This window comes from Nocardia coffeae, from assembly GCF_019890715.1.
In the GTDB taxonomy this organism is placed as follows: domain Bacteria; phylum Actinomycetota; class Actinomycetes; order Mycobacteriales; family Mycobacteriaceae; genus Nocardia; species Nocardia jiangxiensis.
Genome location: NZ_JAINZY010000003.1, coordinates 460,182 through 476,008 on the forward strand (window position 1 = coordinate 460,182; position 15,827 = coordinate 476,008).

14 protein-coding genes are annotated in these 15,827 nt (G+C 68.2%); 8 read left to right on the forward strand and 6 right to left on the reverse strand.

What is annotated here, in order from left to right; all coding sequences use genetic code 11:
* Positions 1–41 precede the first annotated feature (41 nt).
* The 3 genes from glp to sepX all read left to right on the forward strand — a co-directional run bounded on the left by glp (position 42) and on the right by sepX (position 3,392).
* Positions 42–1,295: a molybdotransferase-like divisome protein Glp gene (gene glp / locus K7711_RS15535; RefSeq protein ID WP_222970006.1), complete on the forward strand. Its 1,254-nt coding sequence runs from the start codon at positions 42–44 to the stop codon at positions 1,293–1,295.
* 13 nt (positions 1,296–1,308) lie between these two features.
* On the forward strand, positions 1,309–1,959 hold the full coding sequence (locus K7711_RS15540; RefSeq protein WP_222970008.1) for a GNAT family N-acetyltransferase: 651 nt from the start codon (positions 1,309–1,311) through the stop codon (positions 1,957–1,959).
* 320 nt (positions 1,960–2,279) lie between these two features.
* Positions 2,280–3,392 (forward strand): divisome protein SepX/GlpR, encoded by a 1,113-nt coding sequence (gene sepX, locus K7711_RS15545; RefSeq protein ID WP_222970010.1) that lies wholly within the window; start codon positions 2,280–2,282, stop codon positions 3,390–3,392.
* 80 nt (positions 3,393–3,472) lie between these two features.
* On the opposite strand, the gene K7711_RS15550 is transcribed toward sepX, so the two are convergent.
* Complete coding sequence (locus K7711_RS15550; protein ID WP_222970012.1) at positions 3,473–4,018, reverse strand: DoxX family protein; 546 nt, start codon at positions 4,016–4,018, stop codon at positions 3,473–3,475.
* A 279-nt stretch (positions 4,019–4,297) separates the two neighbouring features.
* Between K7711_RS15550 and K7711_RS15555 the strand changes: the two genes are divergently transcribed.
* Positions 4,298–5,179: a CHRD domain-containing protein gene (locus tag K7711_RS15555; RefSeq protein ID WP_222970014.1), complete on the forward strand. Its 882-nt coding sequence runs from the start codon at positions 4,298–4,300 to the stop codon at positions 5,177–5,179.
* Here the strand turns inward: K7711_RS15555 and K7711_RS15560 are convergent, their stop codons facing one another.
* The 5 genes from K7711_RS15560 to K7711_RS15580 form a co-directional block, all read right to left on the reverse strand.
* A complete protein-coding gene (locus K7711_RS15560; protein WP_222970016.1) occupies positions 5,180–6,481 on the reverse strand; it encodes an enolase C-terminal domain-like protein in 1,302 nt (433 codons plus the stop codon).
* Positions 6,482–6,726: 245 nt separating this feature from the next.
* Positions 6,727–8,181, reverse strand: a complete 1,455-nt coding sequence (locus tag K7711_RS15565; RefSeq protein WP_222970018.1) for an aldehyde dehydrogenase (NADP(+)) — start codon at positions 8,179–8,181, stop codon at positions 6,727–6,729.
* A 45-nt stretch (positions 8,182–8,226) separates the two neighbouring features.
* Entirely contained in the window at positions 8,227–9,363 is a 1,137-nt protein-coding gene (locus K7711_RS15570; RefSeq protein ID WP_222970020.1) for an L-talarate/galactarate dehydratase, read from the reverse strand.
* A gap of 14 nt (positions 9,364–9,377) precedes the next feature.
* Positions 9,378–10,292 (reverse strand): 5-dehydro-4-deoxyglucarate dehydratase, encoded by a 915-nt coding sequence (kdgD, locus tag K7711_RS15575; protein WP_222970022.1) that lies wholly within the window; start codon positions 10,290–10,292, stop codon positions 9,378–9,380.
* Positions 10,293–10,342: 50 nt separating this feature from the next.
* Positions 10,343–11,251, reverse strand: a complete 909-nt coding sequence (locus K7711_RS15580; RefSeq protein WP_235747211.1) for a LysR substrate-binding domain-containing protein — start codon at positions 11,249–11,251, stop codon at positions 10,343–10,345.
* A gap of 230 nt (positions 11,252–11,481) precedes the next feature.
* Between K7711_RS15580 and K7711_RS15585 the strand changes: the two genes are divergently transcribed.
* The 4 genes from K7711_RS15585 (at position 11,482) to K7711_RS15600 (ending at position 15,749) form a co-directional block, all read left to right on the forward strand.
* The gene (locus K7711_RS15585) at positions 11,482–12,321 is read left to right on the forward strand and encodes an IclR family transcriptional regulator (RefSeq protein ID WP_222970024.1); all 840 of its coding nucleotides are present in this window, start codon (positions 11,482–11,484) and stop codon (positions 12,319–12,321) included.
* A 46-nt stretch (positions 12,322–12,367) separates the two neighbouring features.
* Entirely contained in the window at positions 12,368–13,171 is an 804-nt protein-coding gene (locus K7711_RS15590) for an NAD-dependent epimerase/dehydratase family protein (RefSeq protein ID WP_222970026.1), read from the forward strand.
* A 158-nt stretch (positions 13,172–13,329) separates the two neighbouring features.
* Positions 13,330–14,730, forward strand: a complete 1,401-nt coding sequence (locus K7711_RS15595) for a sugar porter family MFS transporter (protein ID WP_222970028.1) — start codon at positions 13,330–13,332, stop codon at positions 14,728–14,730.
* Positions 14,727–15,749: a lactonase family protein gene (locus K7711_RS15600; RefSeq protein ID WP_222970030.1), complete on the forward strand. Its 1,023-nt coding sequence runs from the start codon at positions 14,727–14,729 to the stop codon at positions 15,747–15,749. The genes K7711_RS15595 and K7711_RS15600 overlap by 4 nt, the downstream gene beginning before the upstream one ends.
* Positions 15,750–15,827: the final 78 nt, after the last annotated feature.

Genomic DNA, 15,827 nt, shown 5'->3' on the forward strand with positions numbered 1-15,827 from the left:
GCGAGCGCCGCATCGGACACGGAACGTGAGGGAAGGGCTGCATGCGCTCGGTGGAGGATCAGCAGATCAAAGTGACCGCGGCGGCTGTTGCGCCGAGACCGGTCCGGGTCGCGATCTCCGAGGCTCAAGGTCTGCTGTGTGCCGAGGATGTGGCCACCGAACGTCCGTTGCCGGGTTTCGATCAGGCGGCCATCGACGGTTATGCGGTGCGCAGTGTGGATGTGCAGGGGGCGGGTGCGGACATCCGGGACGAGAACGGTGATCCGGTCGATCTGACCCTGCCGGTCGTCGGCGAGGTCGAGGCCGGTTCGCGGCAGCCGATCCGGTTGCAGCCCCGGCAGACCGTGCGGGTGGACACCGGCGCGCCGCTGCCGACTCTCGCCGATGCCGTTCTGCCGGTGGACTTCACCGACGGCGGTCGCGCCCGGATCAAGGTCTACGAGCCGGTGCGCACCGGTGATTACGTGCGTCGCATCGGCGACGACGTGCAACCCGGCGATATCGCGGTCCGGGCGGGCACCATCATCGGCGCGGCGCAGGTGGGTCTGCTGGCCGCGGTGGGCCGGGACAAGGTTCTGGTGCATCCGCGTCCGCGGCTGTCGGTGATCTCGATCGGCGGTGAGCTGGTCGACATCGACCGCACGCCCGGTCCGGGGCAGGTCTACGACGTGAACTCGTACGCGCTGGCCGCGGCCGCGCGGGACGCGGGCGCGGATGTGAACCGCGTCGGCATCGTCAGCGCCGACCCGAAGCGCCTGCGTGACGTGGTGGAGGGGCAGCTGGTCCGCTCCGAGGTGGTGGTGATCGCTGGTGCGGTCGGCGGCTGGGCGTCGGATCAGATCCAGGAGGCGCTCGAGGGCTTGGGCGAGTTGACGATCGATCGGGTCGCCATGCATCCCGGTTCGGTGCAGGGCTTCGGCCGACTGGGCCGGGACGAGGTGCCGACCTTCCTGCTGCCGTCGAATCCCGTTGGCGCACTGGTGGTTTTCGAGGTGATGGTGCGTCCGCTGATTCGCATCGCCCTGGGCAGGCGGCATCCGATGCGGCGAGTCGTGCGGGCGCGCACCATCATGCCGATCAGTTCGATGGCCGGGCGGCGCGGTTATCTGCGGGCGCAGTTGATGCGCGACGAGCAGACCGGGGATTATCTGGTGCAACCGCTGGGCGTGAACGGTTCCTCACACCTGCTCTCGACCCTGGCCGAGGCGAACAGTCTGATCGTGCTCGAGCCGGAGATCACCGAGGTTCGCACCGGTGACGAGGTCCAGGTTGCCTTTCTCGCTCAGCGTGGCTGAAACAGTTATGGACATGAATGTTTTTCGGGCCGCGCAGCATCCCGGCTGGCCTGCGCATCTGGGACCCGTGCGGGTGGCTGCCGGGCAGGTGACCCTGCGTCCGGTTCGATTGCGCGACGCGTCGGCGTGGGCGCGCATCCGGGTGCGCGACCGCGATCATCTCGAACCGTGGGAGCCGACGGGTCGCGGAGCGTGGGAGGCGCGCAATCATCCCTCGAACTGGCCGTCGCTGTGGTCGAGTCTGAAGGCCGAGGCGCGGCGCGGGGCGATGATCCCTCTGGTGATCGAGGTGAACGGCAGCTTCAGCGGGCAGTTGACGGTCGGCAATATCGTGCGCGGCGCACTGCGTTCGGCGTGGATCGGGTACTGGGTCGCGAAGGATGTCGGCGGCCAGGGGGTCGCGACCGCCGCCTTGGCGCTAGGGCTGGATCACTGCTTCGGCCCTGTCGGGCTGCATCGCGTGGAGGCGACCGTACGTCCCGAGAACCTGCCCAGCCAGGCGGTTCTGCGCAATGTCGGCTTCCGCGAGGAGGGCATGCTGCGCCGCTACCTGGACGTCGACGGAGCCTGGCGCGATCACCTTCTGGTCGCCATGACCGTCGAGGACCTGTCCGGCACCGTGGTCGATCGACTCATCCGATCAGGCCGCGCCACTCCCACATGAGCTGTCCACGGCGGAGAAGAGAGTCCTGATGTGCGACGGTTCCACCCCGATCGCCTTTACCCGTGTTACTCGTGGGGCAGGTGTTGACGGCGCGCCTGCGACGGATTTCGCGGCGGCCGAATTAGCCTACGGACGTCGGTGGTGCGTCCTGCATCGCCGGAAGGGAGCCGGTGCAGTGGCTCGACGACGCGGCGGTGCAACATCTTCCGCCGTTCCGGGACACGGTGCGGGAACGGTCGGCAGCATGTCGGCGATGTATGAGCAGGTTGCGAGATCTGTCGCAGGGTCGACAGCCAGGCGGGGACGGAGGTGCGGGCGCAGTGCCGAATTCGATCTTGTGGGTCGGCCTGGTGGTCCTCTGGGTCTTCGTGCTGTTCCCGATGCTCGCCGCGCGGTATCCACGCATTCGGCGTACCACCGATACCGCTCTGGCCACCCGGGTACTGCATCGGGGCGATTCCAGACGACGCGCCAAGTCGGGGCCTGCCTCCGGGCACGACTCGGACCCGGACTGGGTACCCATACGAGCGCAGAGAAGGCTTTTACACGGCAATGATGCGGAGGATCGGATGACGACTTCGGCCGATGAGCCCGTCACCGAGCACGACGACAGCAGCGGTACCGGCGCGGGCGGCGTCGGCGGCGAGGTCATCGAGGCCGAGGTCGACGAGTTGAACGAGGCCGAATTCGGCGGTGCGGACGGAGCGGACATCTCGGGTGAGGATGCCGGCGCCGCAGCGGCCGAGGTCGCGGACGTCGAGTCGGATGTGATGGACGATTCCGGAGCGGCCGAGGACGAACCGGCCCCGATGAACGCTCGAATTCCCCCGGCGCGCACGGTATCCGGGTCGCGCCGGGCGGCGGATCCGCCCGAGGCCGAGGAGGTCGCCGCCGCGGCTGCTGAAGCGGATCTGCTCGAGGACGAATCCGGTTCCGGCTCAGGCCGTTTCGTGCCCAACCGGCGAGGCCGCGGCGGCTACGATCCGGAAGCCGATGCGGTTGCCCGCGCGGCTCGCTACCGGTACCGGCAGCGGATGACGCTCGCATTGGCGTTGAGCGCCTTGCTGTTCGGTGGTTTCGGGCTGGCGGTCTCGCCGCTGCTGTGGTGGGGATGCGGTCTGTCCGCCCTGGTGCTCGCGGGGTACCTGTTCTACCTGCGTCGGCAGGTGCGTTTCGAGGAGGACATCCGCCGTCGCCGGTCGTCCCGGCTGTCCGGTGGCGCGCGGCCCGCGCGGGCCCGCGACTCCGCGCGTGCCGCCGACCCCGATCTCGGCCGGGACGACGCCGGCGATCTGCGCCGCCGTGCGGTCGTCATGGATATCGACGACGAGGACCCGGCGTTCGACTTCCTGGAGACCTTCGACGCCGCTGCGGCCCGCGCCACTCGCGCCCGTGCGGCGGGCGGGGAAATCCCCCGCGCCGCAGGAGAATAGGCGCCTGATACCGAATCGGCCCGGCCACGGAATCATCCGTGGCCGGGCCGGCTGCATTGCGGGAGACTGTGCCGGGGTGACTACCTGACAGCCAAGGTGATCAGCGCGGCCACTACTGCGAGGACGACCGCGCCCAGCCCCCACGCGGCACCCGAGCGCTGCCAGGGGCGGCCGTGGTCGAGGGAGATGCGGCCGGGCCCGGCGAAGGCGATCGCGACGACGGCGAGGGCATAGACCAGGGGCAGTTCGTATCCGCCCGAGAAACCCTGGCTCCAGCTCGCGTGGACGGCGTTGATCATGGTGCCCAGCGCGATGGCGGCGGCCAGCGGGGTGAGCAGGCCCAGGACCAGCAGGACGCCGCCGGTGACCTCGCTGAGTCCGGCCAGCGTCGCGAAGAATCGGCCCGGGGTGTAGCCCATCGAACCGAACCCCTTGGCGGTCGCGCCGAGGCCGTAACCGCCGAACCAGCCGAACAGCTTCTGGGTGCCGTGCACGACGAGCAGCGCGCCGAATGTGACGCGCAGGATCAGCAGGCCGATATCGGAGCCGAGCCGGGCCGAGCCGTCCGCGGATTCGAGCGCGGCGGTGTCGGCGGTGGTGGCTTCGGTATTGGTCGTTGTCGTCATCGAAAAGGTATCCATCTCGGGTCGGCGATCGCTCCCGGCGGTTGCCGGAGGCGAAACGGACTGCGGTCCGATTATGTATCGGATGGAGTCAACCGTCGACTTCTCCCCGGTATTCCGGGTGAAGGGTTGTGCTGAACCGTGTGGTGACTATCGTCTTCGTGGTACAGGCATGTGGACGACGTCCGCGGGATCCGTGCAGCGCGATGTGCGTCCGGATTCCGTTCGATCCCGCGGCCGGTTCGCGGCTGGCGGGCCGACTACCGAACAGGGTGGATGGATATGCACAGAAATGCCGTATTGTGCTGTGCCGCAGCAGTTCTGCTTGCCGCGGCGACGGCCTGCTCGTCATCCGGTTCCAACTCCTCTACCACGTCCGCGGCACCGCCGACCACGGCGAAGGGGTCGGCCGCGAGTGTGCCGCTGCGCGCACAACCCACGGGCAAGGTCGTGCTGACCTGGAACCCGGGCACCAAGGTGGTCAGCGCGGCGGTCGATCTGTCCGGTCTGACCCCCGGCAGCTCGCACGCGATGCATGTGCATCCCGGCACCTGCGCCGATCAGAGCAAGCCCCCTTCGATCCCGTTCCCGGACATCACCGCGAACGCCGGCGGCGTGGCGAAGCAGACGGTGACCAGTGAGCCGGTGGCCTCGGGCATCCCGACGGGGGCGTATGTGAACGTGCATCTCGCGCCCAGTGCCACGCTCGGCAATCCCGGTCAGCTGAATTTCACCTCGATCGCCTGCGGTGACATCCCCGCCGGAGGGTCGTCGGGTTCGGGCCCGGTGACCGTCACCATGGCCGCGCCGACGGTCCAGGAGATGCCCCCGGCCGGGACCGTCGCACTGTCCTACGATGCCGCCGCGCACAGCCTGCACGTCGACCTCACCGCGACGGGACTGTCTCCGAACTCGACCCATGGCGTGCACATCCACTCCGGAAGCTGCACCGCCCAGGGGCCGGTCGTCCACGAACTGCCGGATCTGCGGACCGACGCCTCGGGCAAGGGGACGTTGAACGCGACCGTCGACGGCGTCACCCAGGCCCCGCCGGCCACCGGTTGGTACGTCAACGTGCACAAGGGCCCGATGGCGCAGATCCTCTCCGATGAGAAGCCGACGCTGCTGTTCGCCCCGATCCTGTGCGCGAACCTGCCCGGCTGATCAGTATTTCGGGATGCCCGGGTCCTGATATCCCGGGTCCGCCCGGCGCATGGCGGCGATGTCGTCGCGGTCGTGCAGGTGCGGCATGGCATTCCAGCGTTCGTGCAGCCGGGCGACGGCGTCGCGGTCGAGCGTGACGCCCAGTCCGGGCGCGTCCGGGACGGTGACCGCGCCTTCGGTGAAAGTGATCCGCTCGGTGATCACGTCCTCGCTCTGCCACGGATAGTGGCTGTCGCAGGCGTATTCCAGGTCCGGGACGGTGGCCGCGACGTGGGTCATCGCGGCCAGGCTGATCCCGAGGTGGGTATTGGAGTGCATGGAAAGGCCCCGGCCGTACGCGCGGCACACCGCGGCCAGATCGCGGGTGGCGAACAGGCCGCCCCAGTAGTGGTGGTCCGAGAGCACGATCTGCACCGCGTCGTGGTCGAAAGCGGGTTTCACCTCGTCCAGGGCGGTCACGATCATATTGGTGGCCAACGGGATTCCGGTGTGCCGATGCACCTCGGCCATATCCGCGACCGTCACCGCGGGATCCTCGAGATATTCGACGACGCCGGTCAGCTCCTGCGCGACGTGCAGCGCGGTCGGCAGCGCCCAGCCGCCGTTGGGATCCAAACGCAGTGGCATACCCGGGAATTCGGCCGCCAGCGCCTTGATCGCCGCGATCTCCTCGTCCGGCGGCATCACCCCGCCCTTGAGTTTGAACGAGCGGAAACCGCCGTACTCGAAGAACTTTCGCGCCAGCTGCACCACACCCGCCGGATCCAGCGCCGCACCCCAGTCGTCGGCGGGCGCGTCGTCGACCGGATGCTCGGCCCATTTGTAGAACAGATATCCGGAGTACTCGACGCGATCGCGCACCTTGCCACCCAGCAGGGTGTGCACCGGTACGCCGAGATGCCGGCCCAGCGCGTCGAGCGCGGCGACCTCGAACGCGGACAACACACTCAGCCGCACCTTGTCCGTGGTCAGCGCACCCCGCAAGCCGCTGGCCGCGGGCTGCGCGTCCAGCAGTGTGCTCGCACCCCGGCCGATCCCGCCGATCGAGTTGACCGCGCCGATCGACCGCCCGATCAGCTCGGGCGCGAGTACTGCGGCCCGCTCGAAATACACCGTGTCGCCGTAGGTTTCACCGACTCCGACGATCCCGCCCTCGATCTCGACCTCCACGATCAACCGCGGCGTATACGGCTGATGTACCCCCGACAGATTCAGCAGCGGCGGATCGGCGATCAGAATCGGCGTCAGCCGCACGTCGGTGATCACGGGAAGTGTTGTACCGGTGCCTGGTTCGGCGTTCATCGGCGTACTCCATCGATTCGTCGCGAGGGGTCGCGCCCTCGATCTTCGGTAGCGACTGCCCCGCAACGAGATCCGGCGGTGTGATCCGCGAGGAATGCTGTACGAGTCGCTGATTCGCAGTCCATGAGCGGATCCTGTCGATGTGCCGAGTGGGTTCGGCACATCGACAGGATCGGCTCAGGCGGGGCTTTCGCGCGGGTGTGCGTAACCGCTCATGGGAAACGTTGTGTCAGTGCGTGTTCCGTTCAGCGCGCCCCGTCGACGCGCTGGGGCAGATTCCACGGATTCGCGTCCTGGAGCGGGGGCGGCAACAGGGCTTCCGGGAAGCCCTGCCAGGCCACCGGACGCAGGAAGCGGTCGATGGCGGCGGTGCCCATGGAGGTGAACTGGGGGGATGTGGTGGCGGGGTACGGGCCGCCGTGCTGCTGGGCCCAGGACAGGGTGATGCCGGTGGGCCAGCTGTTCCAGATCAGGCGTCCGGCCAGGCCGGTGAGCGCGGGCAGCAGGGCGCGGACGGTGTCCGCATCCGAGTCCTGGGCGTGCACCGTGGCGGTGAGGCCCGGTTCGAGGTTGCGCAGCAGGGTGCGCAGTTCGTCCGGCCCCGCGTATTCGACGATCAGCGAGACGGGGCCGAAGCATTCCACATCCAGGGATTCGGCCTGCGCGAGGAAGTCCGCGCCGGTGACCTTCAGCAGCGTCGGGCCGAATTCGGTCGTACCGGGTTCGGGCGCGTACAGCACCGTGATCGCGGGATGCGCCCGCAGCCGGTCCAGGCCGTCGCGGTAGCCGTGTGCGATCCGATCGTTGAGCAGCTGTTGTGCCGGAATCGCGGTGACCGCGTTCAGCAGTGCCTCGTCCAGGCCGTGATCGGCGGGCAGCAGCAACATACCGGGTTTGGTGCAGAACTGTCCGGCTCCCAGCGTGAACGATCCGACGTACCCGCTGGCCACCTCGGCCCCGCGCTCGCGCACCGCGGTCTCGGTCACGACCACCGGATTGACGCTGCCGAGCTCGCCGTAGAACGGGATCGGCCGCGGCCGCGCGTTGGCGATGTCGAACAGGGCCCGGCCACCGGCCTCGGATCCGGTGAACGCCGCCGCCGCGATACCGGGATGACGCAGCGCGGTCACACCCGACTGCACCCCGTAGACGATGCCGGCGGTCCCTTCCGGCGCGCCCGCGCCGAGCAGTGCCTCGGACAGCACCGCGAAGGTGCGCGCGGACAGTTCCGGATGCCCGGGATGCGCCTTGATGACGACCGGACATCCGGCCGCGAGCGCCGCGGCGGTGTCGTGCCCGGCGACGCTCAGCGTCAGCGGGAAGTTGCTCGCGGTGAACACCAGCACCGGTCCCATCGGAACGGTCATCCGCCGGATGTCCGGCCGCGGCCCCATCGGCCAGTCCGGATCGGCGTGATCGACTGCGGCGCGCAGGAATTCACCGTCGGCGAGCACCTGCCCGAACAGCCGCAGCTGGAATACGGTGCGCACCATCTCCGACCGCAGTCGCGGCTGCTCGGGCAGATGGGTTTCCTTCGCCGCCAACGTGACCAGCTCGTCCGAAGCCTTCTCCAGCGCCTCGGCCGCGGCCTCGAGCCAGCGGGCGCGCTCGGCGGGCGTGGTCTGCGCGAGCTGTTCCGCGGCGTCCACCGCCGCGGTGACGATGCGATCGATGTCCTCCGGGGACGTCTCGGTAGTCACTGTGTCCTCCACCAGTAGTCGGAATCTGTGGTCGGCGAGCGGAATTCAGGCACGAATCCGGAACTCGTCGACGGTCCAGGCGCGCGCCTGATCGCTGAGGGTCACCCCGAGGCCCGGACGTGACGACAGGTGCATACGTCCGTCGCGGATCTCGAGCCGTTCGTTGAACAGCGGGTCGAACCATTCGAAGTGTTCCACCCACGGCTCGATCGGGTATGCCGCGGCGAGGTGGACGTGCACCTCCATCACGAAATGCGGTGCCAGCTGCAGATGTTCGCGACCGGCCAGGGACATCACGTCCAGGAATCGGCTGATGCCGCCGACGCGCGGCGCATCGGGCTGCACGATATCGATTCCGGCCCTGATCAATTCGCTGTGCTCGGCCACGCTGGTGAGCATCTCGCCGGTGGCGATGGACGTGTCGAAGGTCTGCGCGAGCTGTGCGTGCCCGGCGAAATCGTAGGCGTCCAGCGGTTCTTCGATCCACACCAGGGACAGCGGGTCGAACGCCCGGCACATCCGCCGTGCGGTCGGCCGGTCCCACTGCTGGTTGGCGTCGACCATCAGCGGCGTCCGGTCGCCGATCTGCTCCCGCACCGCGGTGACCCGCGCGAGGTCCACCGCGTTGTCGGGATGGCCGACCTTGATCTTGATACCGCCGATCCCGGACTCCAGCGAAGCGGTGGCGCGGTCGAGCACCTCCTCGATCGGGGCGTGCAGGAAACCGCCGGAGGTGTTGTAACAGCGCACCGAATCACGGTGCGCACCCAGCAGTTTCGCCAGCGGCAGACCGGCCCGCTTGGCCTTGAGATCCCACAGCGCGACATCGAAGGCGGCGATCGCCTGCACGGACAGCCCACTGCGGCCCACCGAGGCCCCGGCCCACATCAGCTTGTCCCAGATCTTGCCGATATCGCTGGGATCCTCGCCGATCAGCACCGGCGCGATCTCCCGGGCGTGCGCGAACTGTCCGGGCCCGCCCGCACGCTTGGAATAGCTGATGCCGATACCTTCGAGTCCGGCCTCGGTGGTGATCTCCGCGAACAGCACCGCGACCTCGGTCATCGGCTTCTGCCGTCCGGTGAGGACCTTGGCGTCACTGATCCCGGTGGGCAGCGGCAGGGTGACCGAGGAGAGCGTGACGCCGGTGATCCGGTCGAGTACGGAGGATGGGGTGGACATGACGGATCTCCTTGTCAGGCAATGCTCTTGACGAGCTCGGTCAGCTCGGCGACCTCGTCGGCGGCCAGATCGGTCAGCGGCGGGCGCACCCGGCTCGACGGGCGGCCCACGGCGGTCAGGCCCGCCTTGATGATCGATACCGCGTATCCCGGGCGACGATCGCGAATGTCCAGGTAGGGCAGGACGAAGGTGCGCAGTCGCCGGTACACCTCGTCGCGGTCGTGCGCGCGCACCGCCTGGTAGAACTCCAGCGCGAATTCGGGCGCGAAGTTGAAGATCGCCGAAGAGTATGTGGTGACGCCCATTTCGATGTACGGCAGCGCGAAGGTCTCCGCGGTGGGCAGCCCGCCGATATAGGTGAGCCGGTCGCCCATCCGCGCGTAGATGCGGGTCATGGTCTCGATGTTGCCCACGCCGTCCTTGAATCCGACGAGGTTCGGGCAGCGTTCGGCCATACGCGCGACGGTGACGTCATCGATGCGGGCATTGGCGCGGCTGTAGAAGATCACGCCCAGTGAGGTGGCCGCACAGACCGCGGCGACATGTTCCACCAGACCGTCCGGCCCGGCCTCGGTCAGATAGGGCGGCAGCAGCAGAATGCCCTGCGCCCCAGCGGCTTCGGCATTGCGCACCTGTTCGACCGCGACGGCGGTTCCGGCAGTGGCCGGGGCGATCACCGGCACTCGGCCCTCGGTCTCGGCGACCGCGGCGCGCACCACCTGATCGATCTCGGCGGTGGTCAGCGAGAATCCCTCACCCGTGCCGCCCGCGGCGAACAGCCCGGCCACGTCGTATTGCGCCAGCCAGCCGATGTGCTCCCGATACGCGGCCTCGTCGAACGCCAGAGCGTCGTCGAAATGCGTGACCGGGAACGACAGCAGCCCGCGGCCCAGCGCGGGGCCGAGATCTTCGGCAGATATCTGTGACACGGGTTTCCTCCTCGGGGAATGACATTCGCGGGCGGTTGCCCTGGCCGGACTCAGGAGTCCGGCCAGGACTCCAGTAGGTCGATGACCCGGCGCAGGGCCGGATTCGCGGGATGTCGCCGCCAGACCGCATACAGTTCGGCGGGTTCGCGCACCCCCGACAGCGGGCGGTAGCGCACCCCGTCGGGATGCAGGTGGCTGGCGGTTTCGGGGACCAGGGCCAGACCGCGTCCGGCGGCCACCAGCGCGAGCATGGTGTGCACCTGGGTCAGCCGGTCGGCGGGATCGTAGGAGATCCCGGCCAGGGTCCTGGTCATCAGTTCGGCGAAGTAGCGGGCCGGGCCGGGTGCGTACACCAGCAGCCGTTCGCCCTCGAGTTCGTCGAGCGACAGCGGGGTCTGCGCGTCCAGGCGATGCCCTTCGGGCAGGGCCAGCACCAGCGGTTCGCGATGCACCAGTCGCGCGTCGAACTCGGCGCGGTCGAAGGGCGGGCGGGCGAAGGCGAGATCCAGTTTGCCGCTGGACAATTCCTCGAACTGCACGGCGCTGACCTGTTCGGCGAGCACGAGTTCGATCTCCGGCAGCGACCGGGAGATCTGGTTGAGGAATCGGCCCAGGAAGCCGAATCCCGCGGTGGCGGTGAAACCGATCCGCACGGTTCCGGTGCGGCCCGCCGCGACCAGTCGTGCGGTGCTGGGCGCGGCCTCGGCCAGGGCGAGCAGCCGACGCGCCTCGGCGAGGAAAACCTCACCGGCGGGGGTCAATTCGACCTGTCGCTGGGTTCGGTCCAGCAGCAGTACGCCGATATCGCGTTCGAGCTTCTGGATCTGGCGGCTCAGCGGTGGCTGGGTCATCTGTAATCGTTCGGCGGCGCGGCGGAAGTTGCCTTCCTCCGCGACGACGACGAATCCGCGCACCTGTTCCAGGGACAACATGGCGGACAGCTTGCCGTCGCCGGTCATGGTTGCTCCTCGGTGGTGCGGGCGGGTTGTGTGGGCATCGGTTTCCTTTGCAGGCTAGGACGAGTCGGTGATACCCGTCCAACATCGTTTCAGCATCACAATATGCCCAAGAGGTATCACTCGTGATTCATATATCTGAATACTTTCCGAAAGCCGGAGGTATTCGGGATTGAGAATGCGGAGGCGCCTGGATAGCCTCCGAGACACGGATCACCCACCGAAGGAGTGCCATGCAGCGCCGCATCGGCAGTGAGCATCTGCTCGAATCCGGATCCGACCCCGTGGCAGGGACCGGTTCCACGGCCGAATCCGCGACCGGGGTCAAATCCGCGCGACGCGCGATCACCCTGCTGGAGGTGTTCGCCGCACAGCAATCCTGGTTGTCGCTGGCGCAGTTGCACGCCGCCACCGGATTTCCCCGATCGAGCCTGCACGGTCTGCTGCGCACCCTGCGCGATGCGGGCTGGATCGAGACCGACGAGACCGGCACCCGATTCCGGCTGGGGGTGCGGGCATTGATGTGCGGCACCGCCTATCTCGACCGCGATCCGGCGATGCCGTTCGCCACCGAAACGCTCGAGCGGCTGCGCGAGCAGACCGGATTCACCACGCACTACGCCCGGCTGGCCGGCGCCGAGGTGGTGTATCTGGAGACTCGCGAATCGCGCAGCTCGGGACACCTGATCTCCCGGGTCGGCCGGGCGCTGCCCGCCCACGCGACCGCTCTGGGCAAGGCGCTGCTGGCCGAACTCGCCGATGCCGAACTCGGCGAACTGCTGCCCGCACGGCTGCGCCCGCTCACCGAGCACACCATCACCGATCGCGACGCCCTGCACGCCGAACTGGGCGTGGTGCGCGAACGCGGCTACGCGACCGAGCGGCAGGAGGGCACCGCGGGCGTGGCCTGCGCCGCCGCGGCGGTGCCGTACCGGATTCCGGCCACCGACGCGCTGAGCTGCTCGATGCCGATGGACCAGGTGACCGAGGGGGAGCAGCGCCGCATCGGCGAGGTGTTGCGCGAGGCCGCCGCCGAACTGGCCATGCGGCTGCGTCGCGCCGGAATCCGTTGACCCGCCGCGATTTTCGCGGCATGCACCACAGCGAGGAGTTTCACCCATGTCGGATCAGCGCATTCTCATCACCGGCGCGGCGGGCATCGTCGGGACGCTGATGCGTCCCCGGCTCGCCCGTCCCGGCCGCATCCTGCGACTGCTGGACATCGCACCGCTCGAACCCGCCGCACCCGGTGAACAGGTCGAGATCGTCAGCGGATCGGTCACCGATGCCGAGGTCGTGACGGCGGCCTGCCAGGGTGTGGACGCGGTGATCCACCTGGGCGGGATCAGTCGCGAGGACAGCTGGGAGCGCATCCTCGAGGTGAATATCGACGGCACGCACACCGTGCTCGAGGCCGCACGGGCGGCCGGGGTGCCCCGGGTGATCCTGGCGTCCAGCAATCATGCGGTGGGCTTCCGCCGGATCGGCGAGGCCGGTCCCGCCGGGCTGCCCGCCGACAGCAGCGCGCGTCCGGATACCTACTACGGCGTGAGCAAGGCAACCATGGAGGCGCTGGGCAGTCTGTACCACTCGCGGTTCGGGATGGATGTGAGTTGTCTGCGCATCGGCAGCTGTTTCGACCACCCCGTGGACGTTCGCCAGCTCTCGCTCTGGTTGTCCCCGCAGGACTGCGCGCGGTTGCTGGAGGCCTGCCTGAGCACGGCCGAGCCGGGATTCCGTGTGCTGTGGGGCATGTCCGCGAACACTCGCGCGGTGGTCTCGCAGAGCGAGGGGGAGCAGATCGGCTATCGGCCCGTCGACGACGCCGAGGTCTTCGCCGATCGGATGCCTCCGGGTGAGCTGCCCGGCAATCTGGGCGGTGCGTTCTGCGATATTCCGCTGGGGCAGCACAACCCGCTGTGACGCCGGAGTTCCGGCCGGGCCGGGTGCTGCGCATGCGCTCAGTGTTCACATATGTGACAGCATGACGCGATACCGAATGGGCATCGTCATGTGTATTGCGTCCACTTATCGAGCATGTGACCCTGAGCACACTTGTTTGGTAGTGAAGGAAGCAGCACATGCAGCACTCGGCAACGGCGCCGGAACAACGGCGCCGGATCAGCATCTCCTACCTGTACTTCTTCGGCGCGCTCGGCGGCATCCTGTTCGGATACGACCTGGGCGTGATCTCCGGAGTGTTGTTGTTCATCAACCCCCTGTGGCATCTGAGCTCGTTCGCGCAGGGTGTCGTCGGCGGCTCGGTCGCCTTCGGCGCGATCTTCGGAGCCCTGTTCGCCGGCCGGATCACCGACCGGTGGGGGCGGCGGCCCGCCATCGTGGTCGCGTCCGTCGTCTTCGTCATCGGCGTACTGGGCTGCACGTTCGCACCCGGATTCGGGGTGCTGGTGGTGGGGCGGTTCATCACCGGCGTCGCCGTGGGATGTTCCTCGGCGACGGTGCCCACCTATCTGTCCGAACTCGCGCCGACCCGGGTGCGCGGCAGGCTCTCCACGCTGAATCAGCTGATGATCGTCTCCGGCATCCTGATCGCGTACATCATCGACTGGGCGCTGTCCGGCGCGGGCACGGCCAACTGGCGAATCATGTTCGCCATCGCGGCGATTCCGGCCGTGGTCCTGTTCGTCGGCCTGATGTTCATGCCGGAGACCCCGCGCTGGCTGGTCAAGGCCGGACGCGAGGCCGAGGCGCGCGAGGTGCTCACCCAGACCCACCGCAACGACGACATCGACGCCGAACTGGGCAGTATCCGCGAGGTGATCCGGATCGATTCCGAACAGCGCGGCACGTTGCGCGATCTGATCGCCCCGTGGGCGCGGCCCGCGCTGGTCGTCGCGTTGATTCTCGCTGTGGGACAACAGTTCGCCGGAACAAATGCGGTGAATCTGTACGCGCCCACCATGTTCAAACAGCTCGGCCTGGCCACCTCGGGTTCGCTGCTGGCCTCGATCATCATGGGTGCGGTCAAACTGGTGTTCACCGCCTGGGTGTTCCTGGTCGTGGACCGCTGGGGCCGCAAACCGCTGCTGCTGATCGGCAACGTGCTGATGGCGCTGTCGCTGATCCTGTTGGGCGCCTGCGTACTCGGACTGGGTAAGGGCACCGGCACCGGCATCATCGCCCTGTTGCTGCTGTGCCTGTACTGGGTCGGCTACGAACTGGGCTGGGGCGCGGTGGTCTGGGTGATGATGGCCGAGATCTTCCCGCTGCGGGTGCGCGGGATCGGCATGGGCGTCGGCAGCACGGTGTTGTGGGCGGCCACCTTCGCCATCACCTTCCTGTTCCCGGTGATGAGCGATCATCTCGGCCTGGCCGCCTCGTCGTTCATCTTCGCCGGTGTCAGTGTCGTGCTCTACGTTCTGGTGACGAAGTTCGTCCCGGAGACCAAGGGGCGCAGCCTGGAACAGATCGAGATGGATCTGCGCGGCCGTGTCCCGGGCGCCACCCAGGAGGCCGCGTGAGTGGAGATTCCGCGTCGACGATCGTCTACGTGTCCAATGCGGGCAGCGCCGAGATCTCGGTGCTGCGACTGGAGGACGACGGCGCGCTGAAACCGGTGCAGACGGTGGATACCGCGGGGGCGGTGATGCCGTTGACGACCGGGCCGGGCCATCGTCACCTGTACGCCTCGCTGCGGTCCGAGCCGTATTCGGTGGTCTGCTACGAGATCGACTCGGGCACGGGCGAACTCACCGAACAGGCGCGAGTCCGGTTGCCGGACAACATGGCCTATCTGTCCACCGACCGGCACGGTCGGTTCCTGTTCGCCGCCTCCTATTCCGGCAACGTCGTCTCGGTGAATCCGATCGGACCGGACGGGATCGTCGGGTCCGAGCCGAGCGTGGTGCTCGCCACGCCGCCGCATGCGCATTCGGTCGTGGTCGATCCGTCGAACAGGTATCTGTTCGCGGCCTCGCTCGGCGGCGATGTGCTGCTGCAATATCTGTTCGACCAGGTCACCGGGGTTCCCATTCTGAACGTCCCACCGCGCGTCCCGACCCTGCCGGGCGCCGGGCCGCGGCATCTGGTGTTCCATCCGGACGGTCGGTGGGTCTATGTGGCGAACGAGCTGGACGGAACGGTCGGCGGCTACGAATTCGACACCGGCACCGGATGTCTCACGCCGATCGGCACATATTCGGCGATTCCCGAGGAGTGCGCCGAGCCGTGGGCCGCGGAGGTACGGCTCACCCCGGACGGCCGCTATCTGTATGTGTCCGAGCGACGTTCGAGCACGCTGGCGGGATTCCGGGTGGCCGCCGACACCGGCGCGCTGGAACCGCTGGGGCACACCGCGACGGAGACCTGCCCGCGCGGATTCGACATCGATCCGAGCGGACGGTACCTGCTCGCCGCCGGGCAGGAGTCCGACGCGCTGACCGTCCACGCCATCGATCCCGATACCGGGGCGCTGACCATCTGCGGACGTCAGGAGCTCGGGCGCGATCCGAACTGGGTGGAGATCGTCGAACTCCGCTGAGCTCGACGTGTCGGTGGGCTGTGCAATGCTGATGAGGGGCACAGCCCGCCGATCCCGGCGCGGCGGCGTGAGGACTGG